Genomic DNA, 15,301 nt, shown 5'->3' with positions numbered 1-15,301 from the left:
TAATTGTGGCGGGGGGGGGGGGGGGGGGGGGCCTTGGGGTGTCCGCGGCATGGCTGCCGCGGCCAAGCCCCCATGTATGGGTTCACGGCGTCCCCTGCCCAGCCCACCTGCCCGGCCAAGCGCGGCTTTTGCTTCAAGAACGCCCCCCGACGAGGGGCTGCGCCGTTCGCGGGAACCTACGCCGAAGGCGCAGGCTTCTGTCGCAGCAGGCTGACCGCCAGGCCACCCACCACCAGCACGCCCAACCCCAGCAGCGCCCACAACAGCCACGCCTTCCAGTCACGCTGCGGCTTCAACGCCGCGTCGCCAGCCAGCGTCTCCGGGCCGCCTTCCAGCCGCGCCAGCGTCGGCTGCCAGGACGGGTCATTGCGCTGGCGCAGTTCCTCGATCAGCACCGCGATCGGTGCTTCGGCGCGGCGTGCGGTGGCGCTGCCCACGGCCAGCGCGTACGGCGCGGCGCCCTGGCTCAGGAACACCATCACTTCCGGCTGGTAGCCCAGGCGCAGGGTCGGTGCCGTGGCCGTTTCCACCGGGCTGGCCACCAGCTTCCAGTAGCGGTCACGCCAGGGGCCGCCAAGTGACTGCGCGGCCGACTGCTGCCGCTGGCCCACGGCACCCTGCTGCACCTGGTAGGCGATCCACGGTGTGCTGCGGCGCTGCCATTCCGCATCGGCATCGTCGCGGCTGTACAGCGTCCACTGCACCAGGCTGTTGTCGGTGCTGGCCACGTCGGCCTTGCTGACCGGGAAGCGTCCATCCAGCTCAAAGGTGTATTCACCCTTGCCGGCCGCCATGGGTTCCAGCGACAGCCACTCCCACGGCAGCGTCGCCGGCGCCGGCGGCAGTTCGGCCATCACGCTGCGCAGGGCCGGCAGGCGCGCGTCGCCCTGCGGCAGCACGCGCAGGTAGCGTGCGTTGCCATCCACCTGCAGGCGACGCTGCAGCAGGCGCTTGCCGGCGCGCTGCAGGTCCACCAGCGGCACATCGCGCGCGACCGCGCGCCAGTGCTGCAGGTCGTCGCTGGCATCCAGCTGCACCAACGCCTGCAGCGGTTGCCCGCTGTCGGCCCAGTCCAGCACCAGTGCGGCCAGCGGCTGCTGGCCCAGCACGCTGGCATCGATCAGCCAACCGCCCTGCCCGTTCGCCACGACGCCGCCGCCCACGCGCGCTTCGACCCGGCGCACGCGGCCATCGGTGTCGCGCTCGGTCAGCAGCTGCAGGTCATTGCGCTGCGCTTCGGCCAACGGCGGCAGCGCGAACCACGGCAGCTCGCGATGCACCGGCGGCTGCGCCAGCGGCTGGTCCGGGGCCAGCAGCGCGGAGGGCAACGCTTGGCCCGCCGCGTTGAATACCTGCAGGTCGCTGAGATCGGCGCTGCCGGCGCGGCGGTAGATGGCCGGCTCCAGTACCACGCGGTAGGCGCCGGACTGCGCGCTGGACAGGCTCAACGGCCACTGTTCGGCGTAGTGCGTGCGGTAATCGGTGGCCTGCGCGGATGCGACGCCGGCCAGCGCCAGCAACATCGGCAGCAGTGCCGTGCTCCACTTTTTCATTGCGTGTTCTCCACGGTCGGCGCGGTGCCCGGGGGCGCCGGCGCCAGATAGCCCACGACCGTGCACAGCAGGCCGTAGGCGATGAACGATGCGATACCCAGCAGGTTGCCCAGATGCTGGCGGTCGATCAGCACCAGCTTGGCCAGGACCACGGCCATCAGCACGGCGCCAACCATCCACAGCACGCGCTGGCCACGGCGCGAGCCCCAGACCCAGGCGATCACGCCGAGCACGCTCCACAGCACGGTCAGGCTGGTCTGGGCCAGGCTCTCGCGGGCCATCGACGGCGCCCAGGGCACACCGCCCCAGTGGTGCACGCCGTGCAGCACGGTGCTGGTCAGGGCGATGAAGCCGGCCAGGGCCAGCAGCGGCACGCGCAGGCGCTGCAACAGCGCCGGGGCCTGGCCGCCGAACAGCCAGCGCGCGGCCAGCAGCAGGCTCAGCCACTGTGCCAGCTCGGCCGGGTTCAGCACCGGCAGCCACGGCAGCGGTGCGGCATCGCCGGCGAGGGTGATGCCGATCCACCAGGCGCAGGCCAACACGCCGAACACCACGCTCTGCAGCGCCACGCGCGCAGCATCGAAGGCGACACCCAGCGGCCAGCGCAGCCACGCCCAGCGCCTCAGCGACAACGCCGCCAGCAGCAGCCACGGCAGAGTCACCAGCAGCGCGCTCCAGCCCTGGGCCAGATGCGCGGTATCGCCGCCCCACAGCGCAAACAGGGACAGCAGCGACGGCCACAGCAGCCACCACAGGAACTGGGCGATACGGGCCACGCCGTCGCCGCCCTGCCGCAGGCACAGCAGGGTGCGCACGCCCAGCACGGCGAACACCGCCCAGCCCAGCGCGCCGTAACCGGCAAACGGCTGCTGGTGCGCATCGCTCTGCAGCAGGGCCAGCGGGAAGCCGGCGGCCAGCATCACCAGTGCGGTCATGCCCAGCGCGCGTGCCGGCTGGCGACGCTGCACCTCGGCCGCCAGCCAGGCGGTGACCGCCGCCAGCACCAGCAGCGCGTCCGCCTGCGCCGCGTGCTCGATGAAGCGGCCGATCTCATGGACGAACCCGCCCAGCCACCACAGCAGGCCCCACAGGTAATAGACCACGGCCACGTCATGCCGCGCGCAGCGCTGGTAGCTCCACGCACTGGCGAAACCGGCCACGGAAAGCAGCAGCGCGCCGATGGCGGTCGGGTTGAGCAGGAACCGCGTGTCGCCGTGCCAGTAGTCGGCACCCACCACGAACGCGAACGCGGCGCCGAGCTGCAGCAGCGCAGCGGCCACCTGTGGCAGCCAGCGCTTCTGCCGCAGCCCCAGCCAGGCCAGGCCGGCGCCTTCCAGCGCGAACACCGCACCGGTGGCGCGCGCCGACACAGCCAGTGGTACCGCCAGGGTGGCAAAGCCTACCGCCAGCACCGCGTGCGACTGCGCCAGCACGCTGTACGAGGCGCGATGGATCAGCGCGCGTGCCAGCACCGCGTAAATCGCGGCCAGGCCCAGCGCGCACAACGCCAGCGTCATCGGCTGCGCGTGCAGCATGCCGGCCTGCAGCGAGAACGCGATCAGCGGCGTGCCGAACACAAGGCTGCCGTCAACCAGATCGCGACGCTCGGCCGGCTGGCGGCGTGCGTACAGCAGCGGGATCAGCAGGTAGAAGGCGAAGAACAGCAGCAGGAACGGCTCGGTGCTGGCGAACTTGTCGGCGCGGTACTGCAGCACGCCCCAGAACGTGCCGATGCCGAAGGTGAAAGCAAAACCCAGCAGGTTGAGCGCGCGCCACGGACGGAACCAGGCGATGGCGAAGATGCCCGCATTGAGCACCGCGTAGTAGCTGAACAGGCCCACGTGGTTGCCGCTGCCGGTGGACAGCCACAGCGGTGCCATGAAGCCGGCGAGGATGCCGAGCACCGCCAGCGTGCGCGAGTTCTGCACCACGGCCAGTACGCACAGGCCCGCCACCAGCAGGATCGAGCTGGCGAAGGCGAAGCCGGGGTTGATGAGTTCGAAGCGTTTGAACGCGGCGAAGATGGTCAGCAGCAGCGCGCCGATGGCGCCGCCCTGCAGGGCCAGCGCAAACAACCGGCGGCGTTCGCGCTGGTGCCAACCGAAACCGAGCAGGCCGAGTGCGCCAACGGTAATGCCGGCCAGGCGCAGCTCGATCGGCACCACCAGCCAGCCCTGGTCGCTGACGTACTTCAACAGCGCGGCGACGCCGGCCAGCAGCACCAGCATGCCGATCTTCACCGGCACGTTGCCTTCGGTGAACCAGCGCTTGACCGCGCCCACGGCGCGTTCGATCACGTTGGGCATCGCCGGTTCCGCTGGCAATGGCGGCCATGCCGGTACCGGCGGCGGTGCGGCGGGTGCGGGGGCCGGCGCGGGCGGCGCAACGGAAGGTTCGGGGGGCCGTACCGGCGGCGGCGCGGCAACGGCCGGGCGCAGGAACGGCGGTTCGCTGGTCTCGGCGGCGGCCGGCCGAGCCGGTGGCACGGGAGCCCCGGCTTCACGCAGCGGTGCGGCGGCGGCCGTGATGCCCTCGGCCAGTGCGCCTTCCAGCGCGGCCACGCGCCGGCGCAGGCCGGCAATCATCACCAGCGCCACCACCAGCAGCAGCGGTATCGCCAGCAGGGCCAGAACCAACAGGACGATCAGTGCTTCCATTCTTCGTCTACCCCAACGCAGCCGCGCCCCAGCGGCAGCGGTCCGGGGCCCATGCTACGTCAGCCGGGCCCAGATACGACGAACCCCGGCCAGGCCGGGGTTCGTGTGCGGATCTTCGCGGGCCTTACTTGGCCGCGACGACCTTGGCCATTTCCAGGCACTTGTTCGAGTAGCCCCACTCGTTGTCGTACCACGACACGAGCTTGACGAAAGTGCCGTCCAGGGCGATACCGGCGTCGGCATCGAACACGGAGGTGTGGGTTTCACCGACGAAATCGGTGGCCACCACCTTGTCTTCGGTGTAGCCCAGGATGCCCTTCAGCGCGCCTTCGCTCTGTGCCTTCACTTCGGCGCAGATCTCGGCGTAGGTGGCTTCCTTTTCCAGCTCGACGGTCAGGTCGACCACCGACACGTCCGAAGTCGGGACGCGGAAGCTCATGCCGGTCAGCTTCTTGTTCAGTTCCGGGATGACCACGCCGACAGCCTTGGCTGCGCCGGTGGACGACGGAATGATGTTCTCCAGGATGCCACGGCCGCCGCGCCAGTCCTTGTTGGACGGGCCATCGACGGTCTTCTGGGTGGCGGTGGCCGCGTGCACGGTGGTCATCAGGCCGCGCTTGATGCCCCACTTGTCGTTGATGACCTTGGCCAGCGGGGCCAGGCAGTTGGTGGTGCACGAGGCGTTGGAGATGATCGCCTGGCCGGCGTAGGTCTTGTCGTTCACGCCGAACACGAACATCGGTGTGTCGTCCTTCGACGGGGCCGACAGGATGACCTTCTTGGCGCCCGCGTCGATGTGCTTCTGCGCGGTTTCCTTGGTCAGGAACAGGCCGGTGGCTTCCAGCACCACGTCGGCGCCGACTTCGTCCCACTTCAGGTTGGCCGGGTCGCGTTCCTGGGTCAGGCGAATCTTCTTGCCGTTGACCAGCAGGTCGTTGCCCTGCACGGCCACGTCGGCCTTGAAGCGGCCATGCACGGAGTCGTACTTCAGCATGTACGCCAGGTAGTCCGGCTCCAGCAGATCGTTGATGGCCACGATTTCGATGTCATCGCCGAAGTTCAGCACCGCCGAGCGCAGGACGTTGCGTCCGATGCGACCGAAACCGTTGATACCAACCTTGATTGCCATGTTCAGAAGCTCCTGCAGCCGCGACGGGTGCGGCGGGATGGATAGGGCCCACAAGTCTAGCAGCACCGCCCTGACCACCGCGGGCCAGCACCCGGGGGCTGGCAGGCGGCCAGACAGGATTTGATCCGGATCAAAGCGTTAGCGCGGCGTGAGGCCGAGACTGGCCACATCCACCCCGCAACGAGAACACCCCCATGCGCAAGACCTCCCCCCTGCTCCTGGCCGCCCTGGCCGCCGCCGTCTCGCTGGCCGCCGCCCCGGCCATGGCCCAGTCAAAGGGCGACTGGACCATCTCGGCCGGCGTCCACCAGGTCGCCCCGAAGTCCAACAACGGCTCGTTGGCCGGTGGCACCCTGAAGGTGGACGTCGACAGTGACATCAAGCCGACCATCACCGGCGAATATTTCATTGCGGACAATCTGGGCATTGAAGTGCTGGCCGCCCTGCCGTTCAAGCACGACATCAGCATCGACGGGCTGGGCCGGGTCGGCAGCACCAAGCACCTGCCGCCGGTGGTCAGCCTGCAGTACCACTTCAACAGCGCGGGCAAGGTTTCGCCTTTCATCGGCGCCGGCCTGAACTACACCACCTTCTTCAGTGAGGACACCACCGGCGCACTGGCCGGCAGCAAGCTGAAGCTGCAGGATTCCTGGGGCCTGGCCGCGCATGCCGGCATGGACTTCGCCATTGGCGACAAGGGTGCCCTGCGCGTGGACCTGCGCTGGATCGACATCGACAGCAAGGTGAAGCTCAATGGCGAGAAGATCGGCACGGTGAACATCGATCCGCTCGCCTACGGCGTGTCTTACGTTTTCAAGTTCTGAGGCACCCGCAACCCTCGCAGCATGTTGCCCCGGTGTGTGTGCCGGGGCCTTTTTTCTCCCTCGCCGCGGTCATTGAAAGCCTCCACGCAGGGCGTGGAGCTACGGGTCTGCGGCAACTTCTACCCGGTTGCGGCCGGCTGCCTTGGCCCGGTACAGCGCCTTGTCGGCACGCTGCAACGCCTGCTCCAGCGTGTCGCCACCCTGGTCATGCCAGCGTGCCACGCCGATGCTCACACTCACCACGGGCGCTGCATCAGAAGCCACGTGCGTGATCGCCAGCGCCTGCACCTGCTGCCGCATCTGCTCGAACGGCGCCGTTTCCGGTTCACCCGGCGTCCAGTAACCCAGCGCTACGAATTCCTCGCCGCCATAGCGCGCCACCACCGAGCCGGTGCCCTGCAGCTGCGCAGCCAGGGTGAGGGCGACCGCATGCAGGACCGTGTCGCCCGCCGGATGACCGTGGTGATCGTTGTAACGCTTGAAATAGTCGATATCGATCATCGCGATCCGCAGCGCGCCGGGTGCGTGGGGCGTTTTCAGATAGCCCTGGAAGATCTCGCGGGCGCGGCGGGCAAAGGCCCGGCGATTGAGCAGACCGGTCAGCGCGTCATGGTTGGCCATGGCATCCAGCTGACGCTCGGCCCGCCAGGTGGCCCGCGCCTGTCGTTCGGAAATGTAGCTGCCCACAATGCCCGCCGTGTTGCTTGCAAGCACGAACATCACCCCCTGCAGCGCCCCTTGCCAGCCCAGGCTGAACTCGGCCAGGGCGAAGGCCGCGCTGACCACGGAGCCAGCCACCGCCGCGACCGCGAAGCGCAGGCCGCACAGGAAATAGTTGAGCAACAGGAACAGGCTGATCCCTTCGTACGGATAGTTCACCCCCGCGCGATGGGCGGTCCAGATCATCATGACCAGCGCCAGGCCTGCCACCAGCACGACGCAGGCCCCCAGCGTCTGCAGGCGACGGCGGAAGACCGGCACGAAGGTCAGCATCACCCCCATCAGCAGCGCCGGCAGCAGCAGGCCGGCGCGCCACCGGAATACGGCGGCATTCACGTCGGGTGGAAGCCAGCTACGGTCCAGCACGGCAAAAACCAGCGCCAGCAACGCCGCCAGGATGCAGGCGCAGCGCATGCGCCACAGCACCTGTGCGTTGAAGCTATCGGCAAAGTCCTGGTCGGCGGTGGCAGCCGCTTCGGCACGGCTGTTTTCAATGATCATCCATCCCTCCCCCTCAATCGGCCCCCACCCTACCCCGTCCACTGTCAATGCCGGATGGCGACTGGCCCCATCCCGTCAATCCAGTCCCTGCGCCTCCCGCTAGAATGGCCCCATGAAAGCCCTGCACTCCCTGATCCTCGCTGCCGCCCTCGCGCTGGCCCTGCTGACCCTGTCCGCCCCCGCCCATGCCTGGGGCGCGCAAGGCCATCGCCTGGTGGCCGAAGTTGCCGATACCCGTCTCAACCCGGCTGCGCGTGCCGAGGTCGACCACCTGCTGGCCACCGAGCCCGGCGCCACCCTGGCCAGCATCGCGCCGTGGGCCGACCAGCTGCGCGCCAAGGACCCCGGCCTGGGCCGTCGCTCCGCCGGCTGGCACTACGTCAACATCGCCGAGGACGGCTGCCAGTACGAGCCGGCCAAGCATTGCAAGAACGGTAACTGCATCGTCGAAGCACTGAAGGCGCAGAGCGCCATTCTCGGCGACCACAGCCTGACCGACGGCGAGCGTCTGCAGGCGCTGAAGTTCGTCGTGCACATGGTCGGTGACGTGCACCAGCCGATGCATGCCGGCTATGGCCACGACAAGGGCGGCAACGACTTCCAGCTGCAGTTCGGCAACCGCGGTACCAACCTGCATTCGCTGTGGGACAGCGGCATGCTCAACACCCGCAAGCTGGATGACGCCGGCTACCTGCCGGTGCTGCGCGCGTTGCCGGCGCCGAAGCTGGCCCGCCAGTCCAACCCGCAGCGCGACCCGCAGCGCTGGGCCGAAGCCAGCTGCCGCATCTCGGTGCAGCCGGGCGTGTACCCGGCCACGCACAGGATCGGCGATGAATACACCGAACGCTACCGCCCGGTGGCCGAAGCACAGCTGCGGCTGGCCGGCGAAAATCTGGCACAGCTGCTGAACCGCGTGCTCGGCACGCGCTGAGGAGGTTCCGATGTCGGCCCAGGTCAAATCCTTCTTCCACCGCGACAGCAATACCTTCAGCTACCTGGTCTTCGACCCGGACAGCGGTGAAGCGGCGCTGATCGACCCGGTCCTGGATTACGACCCGGACACCGACGCCAGCAGCGACGCGCCGGTGCGCCCGCTGCTGGAGGCCATCGAGCAGCAGGGCCTGCGCCTGCGCTGGCTGCTGGAAACCCACGCCCATGCCGACCACGTGTCGGCCGGGCGACGGCTGAAACAGCGCTTCCCGCAGGCGACCCTGGCCATCGGCGAGGGCATCCGCGATGTGCAGGCCACCTTCGCACCGCGCTACGGCCTGGAGCTGTCGGCGCAGGACGCACACTTCGACCATCTGTTCACCGACGGCGAAACCTTCGCGCTGGGCCAGTTGCTGGGCCGCATCATCGCCGTGCCCGGCCACACCAGCGACAGCATCGCCTACCTCATCGGCGATGCGCTGTTTACCGGCGACTCGCTGTTCATGCCCGATGGCGGCACCGCCCGCTGCGATTTCCCGGGCGGTGATGCCGCGCAGCTGTACCGCTCCATCCAGCGCCTGCTTGCCCTTCCCGATGCCACCCGCGTGTTCGTCTGCCACGACTACGGCCCGGGTGGCCGCGCGTTCGCCAACCAGACCACCATCGGCGAGCAGCGCGCGCACAACATCCACGTGCACGACGGCGTGGATGAAGCGGCATTCGTTAGCGTGCGCGAAGCGCGTGATGCCACCTTGGCCGAGCCGAAGCTGATGCGGCCGGCGGTGAAGGCCAACATCGTTGGCGGTGCCTGACGACCGTCCCGCCCTGTGTCCTCCGCCGGGCATGGCCCGGCGCTACCGGCCCTGCGTGCGTACCACGTGCTGGCCCTTCACGAAGGTGAACGCGTACTGCAGGGTGACCGCCACCGGTTCGATGCGGTCCGCGCCCTCGCAGCCACGGTCATCAGGCATCTTGCCCGGTGCGAAGTGGCAGACCGCTGCGGACGAGTACAGCCACTGCGCGACCGCGGCCTGCGCAGCCTGCAGCAGCGGCCCGTTCTCCGCCGCCAGGCCGGCGCTGCATTCACTGCGGTCGGTCAGCGGCTGGCTGCGTTCAACCCGCCCCTGCGCGTCGACCACCACCTGCAGGCAGATGGTGGTCGGTGCCAGCGAGGTGCGTGGGTCGTTCCCGCCCACCACCGGGTCGGGTGCGGTATGCAGCTGCGGCATCCGATAGCCCTCGCTGGCCGCCAGCGTGTAAGGCTGGATCTGCCCGCTACCGTCCCCATCCGCCGTGCGCAGGCGCTGGTGGCCGACGTTCTCGCTGCGGGTGTCGACCGTGGTCACGCGCTCCCGGGTGGCGCAGCCTGCCAGCAGCACCGCTGCAATACACAGCGGTGCGCCCTTCATCGCAGCCGTCACTGCGCCTGGCCGCCTGCAGATTCGGTGTTGTCCATGGCGAAGGTGATCGGGACGCGCAGCTTGCCGGCCACCGGCTTTCCATTTTTCATCGCCGGCGTATAGGTCCATTTACGCGCCGCTGCAATCGAGGCGGCTTCAAACACGCCGGGGTTGGTCGCACTTTCCACCTGCACATCGGTGACGGTGCCCTTGGCATCGACGGACACGATCAGCTTCACCACACCGGTCTGGCCCTTCTCGAAAGCCTCGGCCGGATAGCTGGGCGGTGACATCTTCTGTGCCTGGATCGGGCTGTCCAGGCCGGCCTTGGCGGCATCCGCCGCGGCGTACTGGTACGGCTCGGCGCTGACCGACGGCGTGCCCTTCACCGCACCCTGGCTGGCCCAGGCCAACGCAGCAACACCCATGCACAACCCCATCAGCAACACCTGGCCGGACACCTTCGGCAATGCCTTCCGCTTCGACTGCTTCAACATGGCGATACGCTCCTTCAACACGGGTTGGCTGCGCCAATGACATGCCATCGGTGCAACCGGGCGGACCAGCTGCGCCTTCAACAGCGTGCTGGCATAAAGACGGCGCTGCGTCGGCTGCGCGGCAACGGTGCGCGCATCGCAGGCCAGTTCCTGGTCGCGCAGGAAGCGGCGCGCGGCCCAGGGCAACAACGGGTGGAACCAGAACACGGAACGTGCCAGCAGCAATGCGCCATTGGCCCAGTGGTCGCCATTGCGGCGGTGGCTGCGTTCGTGGCGCAGGATCAGCGCCTGTTCGTCGGCATCGAACTGCTGGTCGAAGTGCGGGCCGACCACGATGCGCGGCTGCCACAGGCCGACCAGCGCGGGCAGGCCGGGGTCGGCGCTGGCCTTCCAGCTGCCATCGCCGCGCGCCTGCAGCGTGCCCAGTGCGCGCTCGAAGCGGCGTTGCGCGCGCAGTTCGCGCGCCAGGTGCAGGCCGGCGCCCAGCCCCCAGACCAGGGCCAGCAGCCACGGCCACATCGGCAGCTGCGCGGTGACACCTTCAACGGTGCCCGGCACCACCTTCAGCGGCAGCGTGGGCACATGCTGCAGCACCGGCAATGCCCGCAAGGCCGGCAGGGGCAGCAGCAGGGCCACCAGCAGCAGCGGCAGCAGCCACCAGCTGCGATAGGCCAGTTCCGCGCCGCCCAGCTTCACCAGCAGTGGCCGCGCGGCCGCCAGCAGCAGCACGCCCAGCGCCAGCCACAGGCTGGCCTGCCACAGTCCATCGAGCAGCTCATTCATCGTCCATCTCCTGGATCAGCTTCTTCAGTTCGGCAATGTCCTGCGCCGTCAGTTGCCCACGCTCGCTGAAGTGCGCCACCAGCGGCGCCACCCGGCCATCGAACACGCGGCCGATGAAGTCCTGGCTCTGCGTTTCCACCCAGGCCTGGCGCTGCAGCAGCGGCTGGTACAGGTAGCGGCGGCCATCGCGCTCTGCGGCGATCGCGCCCTTGGTCAGCAGGCGGTTGAGCAGGGTCTTGATGGTCGGCTCGGCCCATTCACGGTGGGCCAGTGCGGCCACCACCTCATCGGCACTGCGCGGCGCCTGCTGCCACAGCACCTCCATCACGACGGCTTCGGCTTCGCTGATCGGGGTCATGGTTTACATCCGTAATCGACAACCAGATTACGCGCGTAATCGAACGGGATGTCAAGCCCTCGACTGCCGGTTCATCCGGCCTGCCCCAGCATCGGCCCCTCTGCCCACGGAGCCCGCATGAAGCCGCTGCGCAAACGGGATTACCCGGTAGACCAGGCCCGGCGTTTCCTCGAGCCGGGCCCCATCGTACTGGTCAGCACGGCGGCCCACGGCCAACGCAACCTGATGACACTGGGCTGGCACATGGTGATGGGCTTCTCGCCCTCGCTGCTGGCCACCTACATCTGGAACGAGAACCACAGCTTTGCCCTGGCCCGTGACAGCCGGCAGTGCGTGATCAACGTGCCGGGCGTGGAGCTGCTGGACACCGTGGTGGACATCGGCAACTGCAGCGGCCGCGAGGTGGACAAGTTCGCGCGGTTTGGCCTGGATGCAGCGCCCGCCCGCGACGTCGCCGCACCGCTGGTCGGCCAATGCCATTCCAGCTTCGAGTGCCGGCTGCACGACGACAGCCAGGTGCAGGCCAACAACCTTTTCATCTGGGAAATCGTGCGCGCCCACGTCGCACCGCGACCGAAGCTGCCACGCACGTTCCACTACCGGGGCGATGGCCGGTTCATGGTTTCAGGGCAGGAAATCTCGCGTCGACGGCGGTTCAAGCCCGACATGCTGTAATGCCAGCACTCCCCTTGCCGCAGGACCGCCACGCATGACCGAACACCTGACCGACCTCGACGCCGCCGTTGACTGGCTGTTCGCGCGCGTGGACGGGCCGCTGCGGGTGGGGGCACCGCTGGCACTGGGCAAGCCGCACCGGCTGCTCAATGCGTTGTATGCGCGGGTGGAAGGGGATGCGTCGCGGCAGCTGCAGCTGTACACCGCACTGTCGCTGAACCCGCCCAAGGCACGCGGCGATGGCCTGGAGGCGCGCTTCATGGCGCCGTTCGTGCAGCGCCATTTCGGCGAGGATTTCCCGCGCCTGGCCTATGCCGATGCGGTCGCCCGCGATGCGCTGCCGCCGCATGTGGAGGTGGAGGAGTTCTACATGCAGTCCGGCGCACTGCTCGGTTCGCGGCAGGCGCAATCCAGCTATACCAGCCTGAATTACACGCACGCCGCCGACGCCGTGGCGCAGCGCGCACCGCAGGTGATCGTGCAGAAAGTAGCGATGCGCCCGGACGACCGCCGGCTTTCGCTGTCGTGCAACAACGACATCACCCAGGACACCCTGGATGCGATGGCCGCGCGTGGCCTGCCGCGCCCGCTGCTGGTGGCCGAGATCGACCCGCAGCTGCCCTACCTGGGCGGCACGGCCACGGTGGATGTGTCCTTCTTCGATCTGGTGATCACCCCGCCGCCGCCGTACCCGGCGCTGTTCGGCCTGCCGCGGCAGCCAGTGGCCGATGCGGACTACGCCATCGGCCTGTATGCGAGCACTCTGGTGCGCGACGGCGGCACGCTGCAGATCGGCATCGGTACGCTGGCCGATGCGCTCAGCCATGCGCTTGTGCTGCGCCATACCGACAACGCGCGCTACCGCCGCGTTTTGAATGCGCTGGATCCGCAGCTGGCCAGCCATCCGCTGGTGGAGGAAATCGGCGGCCTCGATCCGTTCGAGGTCGGTCTGTACGGTTGCAGCGAAATGCTCAACGAAGGCTTCCGCCGGCTGGTGCAGACCGGCGTCATCCGGCGCAAGGTGCACGACGATCTGGCGCTGATGCAGCGCATCGAGAACGGCAGCACGCTGTCCATCGACCACGCCACGCTGGAGGCAGAAGGCGAATACCTGCACGGCGCGTTCTACCTGGGTTCGCCCGAGTTCTACGAATGGCTGCGCACCCTGCCCGACGACGAGCGCAGCGCCATCGGCATGCGCCGCATCAGCGAGATCAACCAGCTGTACGGCGGCAACGAGACGCTGGAGCGCCTGCAGCGCCGGCATGCGCGCTTCTTCAATTCCTGCATGATGGCCACCGCGCTGGGTGCGGCGGTGTCCGATGCGCTGGACGACGGCCGCGTGGTGTCCGGCGTGGGCGGGCAGTACAACTTCGTGGCGATGGCGCATGCGCTGCCGGAAGCGCGCAGTGTGCTGATGTTCCGTGCCGCGCGCGACGACAAGGGCCAGCGTGCATCGAACGTGCGCTGGAACTACGGGCACACCACCATTCCGCGCCACCTGCGTGACATCTACCTCAACGAGTACGGCATTGCCGATCTGCGCGCGTTGACCGACGACGACTGCGTGCAGGCGATGACCGCGATCACCGAGGCACCGTTCCAGGCCGGCCTGCTGCAGCAGGCCTATGCATCGCGCAAGCTGCGCACCGGGCGACATCCCGATCCGCAGCGCGAACAGCGCAACACACCGCAGGCGCTGGCGGCGGCGCTGGCACCGTTCCGTGCCGATGGCACCCTGCCCGACTATCCGCTGGGCAGCGATTTCAACGAGATCGAGCAGGTGCTGGTGAAGGCACTGGGCTGGCTGAAGGCAAACACGCAGACGCGCGGCGAAAAGCTGCGCACGCTGTGGGCCGCGGTGCGCCAGCCCGCCGGCGATGGCGACGCGGTGTACCTGCAGCGCATGGGCCTGCAGGCACCGAAGGATCTCGGCGAGCGCGTCAACGCGCGCCTGCTTCGCCTGGCCCTCGCCCGCACCGCGTAAGCAGGGGTAGCGCCGGGCCATGCCCGGCGAATGGGGCGGCAGCGCTGACGCGGTATCCTGTGGCGATGAAAGACGATTCCCGTTTCCTGCATGAACTGCAGCAGCGCCAGGCTGCAGGCGAAGACCTGCGTTACCTCTGCTTCTGGGGCCACCAGCCGCCGCGCAGCGGCGTGTCCGCCTTCTGCTTCAGCCAGTGGTATGACGCCGGCTTCGACATCGATGGCGTGCACTACCGCACCGCCGAGCACTACATGATGGCCGGCAAAGCGCGCCTGTTCGGTGCCAACGAGCTGCTTGGGAAAATCATCGCCAGCGCCACGCCGGACAAGGCCAAGGCACTAGGCCGCCAGATCGAAGGCTTCGACGAAGCTCGCTGGGTACAGGCGCGCTACCAGCTGGTGGTGGACGGCAACAAGGCCAAGTTCGCCCAGAACCCGGAACTGGGGGCGTTCCTGCGCGCAACCGAAGGCTGGGTGCTGGTCGAAGCCAGCCCGGTGGATTTCATCTGGGGCATCGGCCTGGCCAAGGACCACGCGGACGCGCACAACCGGCGCAGTGGCGTGGGCTGAACCTGCTGGGGTTTGCACTGATGGACGTGCGCGCGGCGATGTAGCGGGCATCCACGCGTGGCGTGGATCTACTGCGGGCAGTTCAGAACATCGGCCAGGTACAGGCGCTTGATCGGGGGATGCTCCCGGTGTTCTGCCTGCCATAAATCATAGGCTGCCTGCATCGCCAACCACATTCGCGCGTTTCCCAGACCTGCCAGTTCCAGCCGGTACGCCAGTTCCGCAGAAACGCCTGCATGCCCGTTAATGATCGTCGACAGCTGTCCGCGGGAGTACCCCAGATGCTGCGCAAGCGCGCTGATGGACATGTTGATCGCAGGCAGGATGTCCTCGCGCAGCGACTGCCCCGGATGAGGCGGGTCATGCATCGGCATCGCAGGTGCTCCTAGTGGTAATCAAGGTAATCGACCAATTCAACATCGAGCCCCCGGAAGCGGAAGACCAGGCGCCAGCTCGCCGAAACGCTCACGGACCAATAGCCTTTGTAGTTTCCTTGCAATGGGTGCAGACGATTGCCTGGTAATCCCATATCGCCGGGGAGATTGGCTTGATCAAGCTGATGGAGCAGACGTCGCAGGCGGCCGACATGGTCCGCGCGGACACCTGACACGTCACCCCGGTCATAGAGTGCTCTCAGCCCCTTATGCCGGAAGCTGACGATCACGCCTGCCAACTGTAAGGCATCACCTTACATCCTGCAATTTGGATATGCGTCCTG

General features: G+C 68.1%; 15 protein-coding genes. 6 read left to right on the top strand and 9 right to left on the bottom strand.

What is annotated here, in order from left to right; translation table 11 throughout:
- Positions 1-176: 176 nt before the first annotated feature.
- From AC1VXD_RS11260 to gap, 3 genes are all read right to left on the bottom strand, one after another.
- Positions 177-1,553: a DUF3999 domain-containing protein gene (locus AC1VXD_RS11260; RefSeq protein ID WP_482992100.1), complete on the bottom strand. Its 1,377-nt coding sequence runs from the start codon at positions 1,551-1,553 to the stop codon at positions 177-179.
- Positions 1,550-4,210, bottom strand: coding sequence for a DUF2339 domain-containing protein (locus tag AC1VXD_RS11255; protein WP_482992099.1), 2,661 nt, complete (start codon positions 4,208-4,210; stop codon positions 1,550-1,552). The genes AC1VXD_RS11260 and AC1VXD_RS11255 overlap by 4 nt, the downstream gene beginning before the upstream one ends.
- Before the next feature lie 124 nt (positions 4,211-4,334).
- Entirely contained in the window at positions 4,335-5,339 is a 1,005-nt protein-coding gene (gene gap, locus AC1VXD_RS11250; protein WP_079222994.1) for a type I glyceraldehyde-3-phosphate dehydrogenase, read from the bottom strand.
- A 194-nt stretch (positions 5,340-5,533) separates the two neighbouring features.
- Between gap and AC1VXD_RS11245 the strand changes: the two genes are divergently transcribed.
- Positions 5,534-6,163, top strand: coding sequence for an OmpW/AlkL family protein (locus tag AC1VXD_RS11245; RefSeq protein ID WP_482992098.1), 630 nt, complete (start codon positions 5,534-5,536; stop codon positions 6,161-6,163).
- A 99-nt stretch (positions 6,164-6,262) separates the two neighbouring features.
- Here AC1VXD_RS11245 and AC1VXD_RS11240 read toward each other — a convergent pair whose 3' ends face one another.
- Positions 6,263-7,426 carry a GGDEF domain-containing protein gene (locus AC1VXD_RS11240; RefSeq protein WP_482992097.1) on the bottom strand — a complete coding sequence of 388 codons (1,164 nt, stop codon included), beginning with the start codon at positions 7,424-7,426 and terminating at the stop codon, positions 6,263-6,265.
- Positions 7,427-7,496: 70 nt separating this feature from the next.
- Here AC1VXD_RS11240 and AC1VXD_RS11235 point away from each other — a divergent pair, with 70 nt between their 5' ends.
- Together AC1VXD_RS11235 and AC1VXD_RS11230 are read left to right on the top strand one after the other, a co-directional pair.
- Positions 7,497-8,315 (top strand): S1/P1 nuclease, encoded by an 819-nt coding sequence (locus AC1VXD_RS11235; RefSeq protein WP_482992096.1) that lies wholly within the window; start codon positions 7,497-7,499, stop codon positions 8,313-8,315.
- A gap of 10 nt (positions 8,316-8,325) precedes the next feature.
- Entirely contained in the window at positions 8,326-9,126 is an 801-nt protein-coding gene (locus AC1VXD_RS11230) for an MBL fold metallo-hydrolase (protein WP_482992095.1), read from the top strand.
- Between the two features lie 42 nt (positions 9,127-9,168).
- Here AC1VXD_RS11230 and AC1VXD_RS11225 read toward each other — a convergent pair whose 3' ends face one another.
- From AC1VXD_RS11225 to AC1VXD_RS11215, 3 genes are read right to left on the bottom strand one after another with little or no spacing between them, the layout of a single operon-like run.
- Complete coding sequence (locus AC1VXD_RS11225; RefSeq protein WP_482992103.1) at positions 9,169-9,723, bottom strand: hypothetical protein; 555 nt, start codon at positions 9,721-9,723, stop codon at positions 9,169-9,171.
- A gap of 8 nt (positions 9,724-9,731) precedes the next feature.
- Positions 9,732-10,994, bottom strand: a complete 1,263-nt coding sequence (locus AC1VXD_RS11220; RefSeq protein ID WP_482992094.1) for a M56 family metallopeptidase — start codon at positions 10,992-10,994, stop codon at positions 9,732-9,734.
- Positions 10,987-11,352 (bottom strand): BlaI/MecI/CopY family transcriptional regulator, encoded by a 366-nt coding sequence (locus AC1VXD_RS11215; protein ID WP_079223013.1) that lies wholly within the window; start codon positions 11,350-11,352, stop codon positions 10,987-10,989. Before AC1VXD_RS11215 ends, AC1VXD_RS11220 begins: the two co-directional genes overlap by 8 nt.
- A gap of 117 nt (positions 11,353-11,469) precedes the next feature.
- Here AC1VXD_RS11215 and AC1VXD_RS11210 point away from each other — a divergent pair, with 117 nt between their 5' ends.
- The 3 genes from AC1VXD_RS11210 (at position 11,470) to AC1VXD_RS11200 (ending at position 14,583) form a co-directional block, all read left to right on the top strand.
- The gene (locus AC1VXD_RS11210; RefSeq protein ID WP_482992093.1) at positions 11,470-12,027 is read left to right on the top strand and encodes a flavin reductase family protein; all 558 of its coding nucleotides are present in this window, start codon (positions 11,470-11,472) and stop codon (positions 12,025-12,027) included.
- A 34-nt stretch (positions 12,028-12,061) separates the two neighbouring features.
- Positions 12,062-14,014: an acetyl-CoA hydrolase/transferase C-terminal domain-containing protein gene (locus AC1VXD_RS11205; RefSeq protein ID WP_482992092.1), complete on the top strand. Its 1,953-nt coding sequence runs from the start codon at positions 12,062-12,064 to the stop codon at positions 14,012-14,014.
- Between the two features lie 65 nt (positions 14,015-14,079).
- Complete coding sequence (locus tag AC1VXD_RS11200) at positions 14,080-14,583, top strand: NADAR family protein (RefSeq protein WP_482992091.1); 504 nt, start codon at positions 14,080-14,082, stop codon at positions 14,581-14,583.
- A gap of 68 nt (positions 14,584-14,651) precedes the next feature.
- Here AC1VXD_RS11200 and AC1VXD_RS11195 read toward each other — a convergent pair whose 3' ends face one another.
- Together AC1VXD_RS11195 and AC1VXD_RS11190 are read right to left on the bottom strand one after the other, a co-directional pair.
- Positions 14,652-14,957: a HigA family addiction module antitoxin gene (locus tag AC1VXD_RS11195; RefSeq protein WP_482992090.1), complete on the bottom strand. Its 306-nt coding sequence runs from the start codon at positions 14,955-14,957 to the stop codon at positions 14,652-14,654.
- An 11-nt stretch (positions 14,958-14,968) separates the two neighbouring features.
- Positions 14,969-15,247, bottom strand: a complete 279-nt coding sequence (locus AC1VXD_RS11190) for a type II toxin-antitoxin system RelE/ParE family toxin (RefSeq protein ID WP_482992089.1) — start codon at positions 15,245-15,247, stop codon at positions 14,969-14,971.
- Between the last annotated feature and the right edge of the window lie 54 nt (positions 15,248-15,301).

The sequence above is a fragment of the Stenotrophomonas sp. STEN054 genome, assembly GCF_056854535.1.
The sequence above is the reverse complement of the archived record's forward strand: the minus strand, read 5'-3'. Positions and strand labels throughout refer to the sequence as shown.

Excerpts from the sequence above, each read along its gene's own strand:
- AC1VXD_RS11260 (WP_482992100.1), bottom strand. The coding sequence starts at position 1,553 with ATGAAAAAGTGGAGCACGGCACTGCTGCCGATGTTGCTGGCGCTGGCC.
- AC1VXD_RS11255 (WP_482992099.1), bottom strand. The coding sequence starts at position 4,210 with ATGGAAGCACTGATCGTCCTGTTGGTTCTGGCCCTGCTGGCGATACCG.
- gap (WP_079222994.1), bottom strand. The coding sequence starts at position 5,339 with ATGGCAATCAAGGTTGGTATCAACGGTTTCGGTCGCATCGGACGCAAC.
- AC1VXD_RS11245 (WP_482992098.1), top strand. The coding sequence starts at position 5,534 with ATGCGCAAGACCTCCCCCCTGCTCCTGGCCGCCCTGGCCGCCGCCGTC.
- AC1VXD_RS11235 (WP_482992096.1), top strand. The coding sequence starts at position 7,497 with ATGAAAGCCCTGCACTCCCTGATCCTCGCTGCCGCCCTCGCGCTGGCC.
- AC1VXD_RS11230 (WP_482992095.1), top strand. The coding sequence starts at position 8,326 with ATGTCGGCCCAGGTCAAATCCTTCTTCCACCGCGACAGCAATACCTTC.
- AC1VXD_RS11225 (WP_482992103.1), bottom strand. The coding sequence starts at position 9,723 with ATGAAGGGCGCACCGCTGTGTATTGCAGCGGTGCTGCTGGCAGGCTGC.
- AC1VXD_RS11220 (WP_482992094.1), bottom strand. The coding sequence starts at position 10,994 with ATGAATGAGCTGCTCGATGGACTGTGGCAGGCCAGCCTGTGGCTGGCG.
- AC1VXD_RS11215 (WP_079223013.1), bottom strand. The coding sequence starts at position 11,352 with ATGACCCCGATCAGCGAAGCCGAAGCCGTCGTGATGGAGGTGCTGTGG.
- AC1VXD_RS11210 (WP_482992093.1), top strand. The coding sequence starts at position 11,470 with ATGAAGCCGCTGCGCAAACGGGATTACCCGGTAGACCAGGCCCGGCGT.
- AC1VXD_RS11205 (WP_482992092.1), top strand. The coding sequence starts at position 12,062 with ATGACCGAACACCTGACCGACCTCGACGCCGCCGTTGACTGGCTGTTC.
- AC1VXD_RS11200 (WP_482992091.1), top strand. The coding sequence starts at position 14,080 with ATGAAAGACGATTCCCGTTTCCTGCATGAACTGCAGCAGCGCCAGGCT.
- AC1VXD_RS11195 (WP_482992090.1), bottom strand. The coding sequence starts at position 14,957 with ATGCCGATGCATGACCCGCCTCATCCGGGGCAGTCGCTGCGCGAGGAC.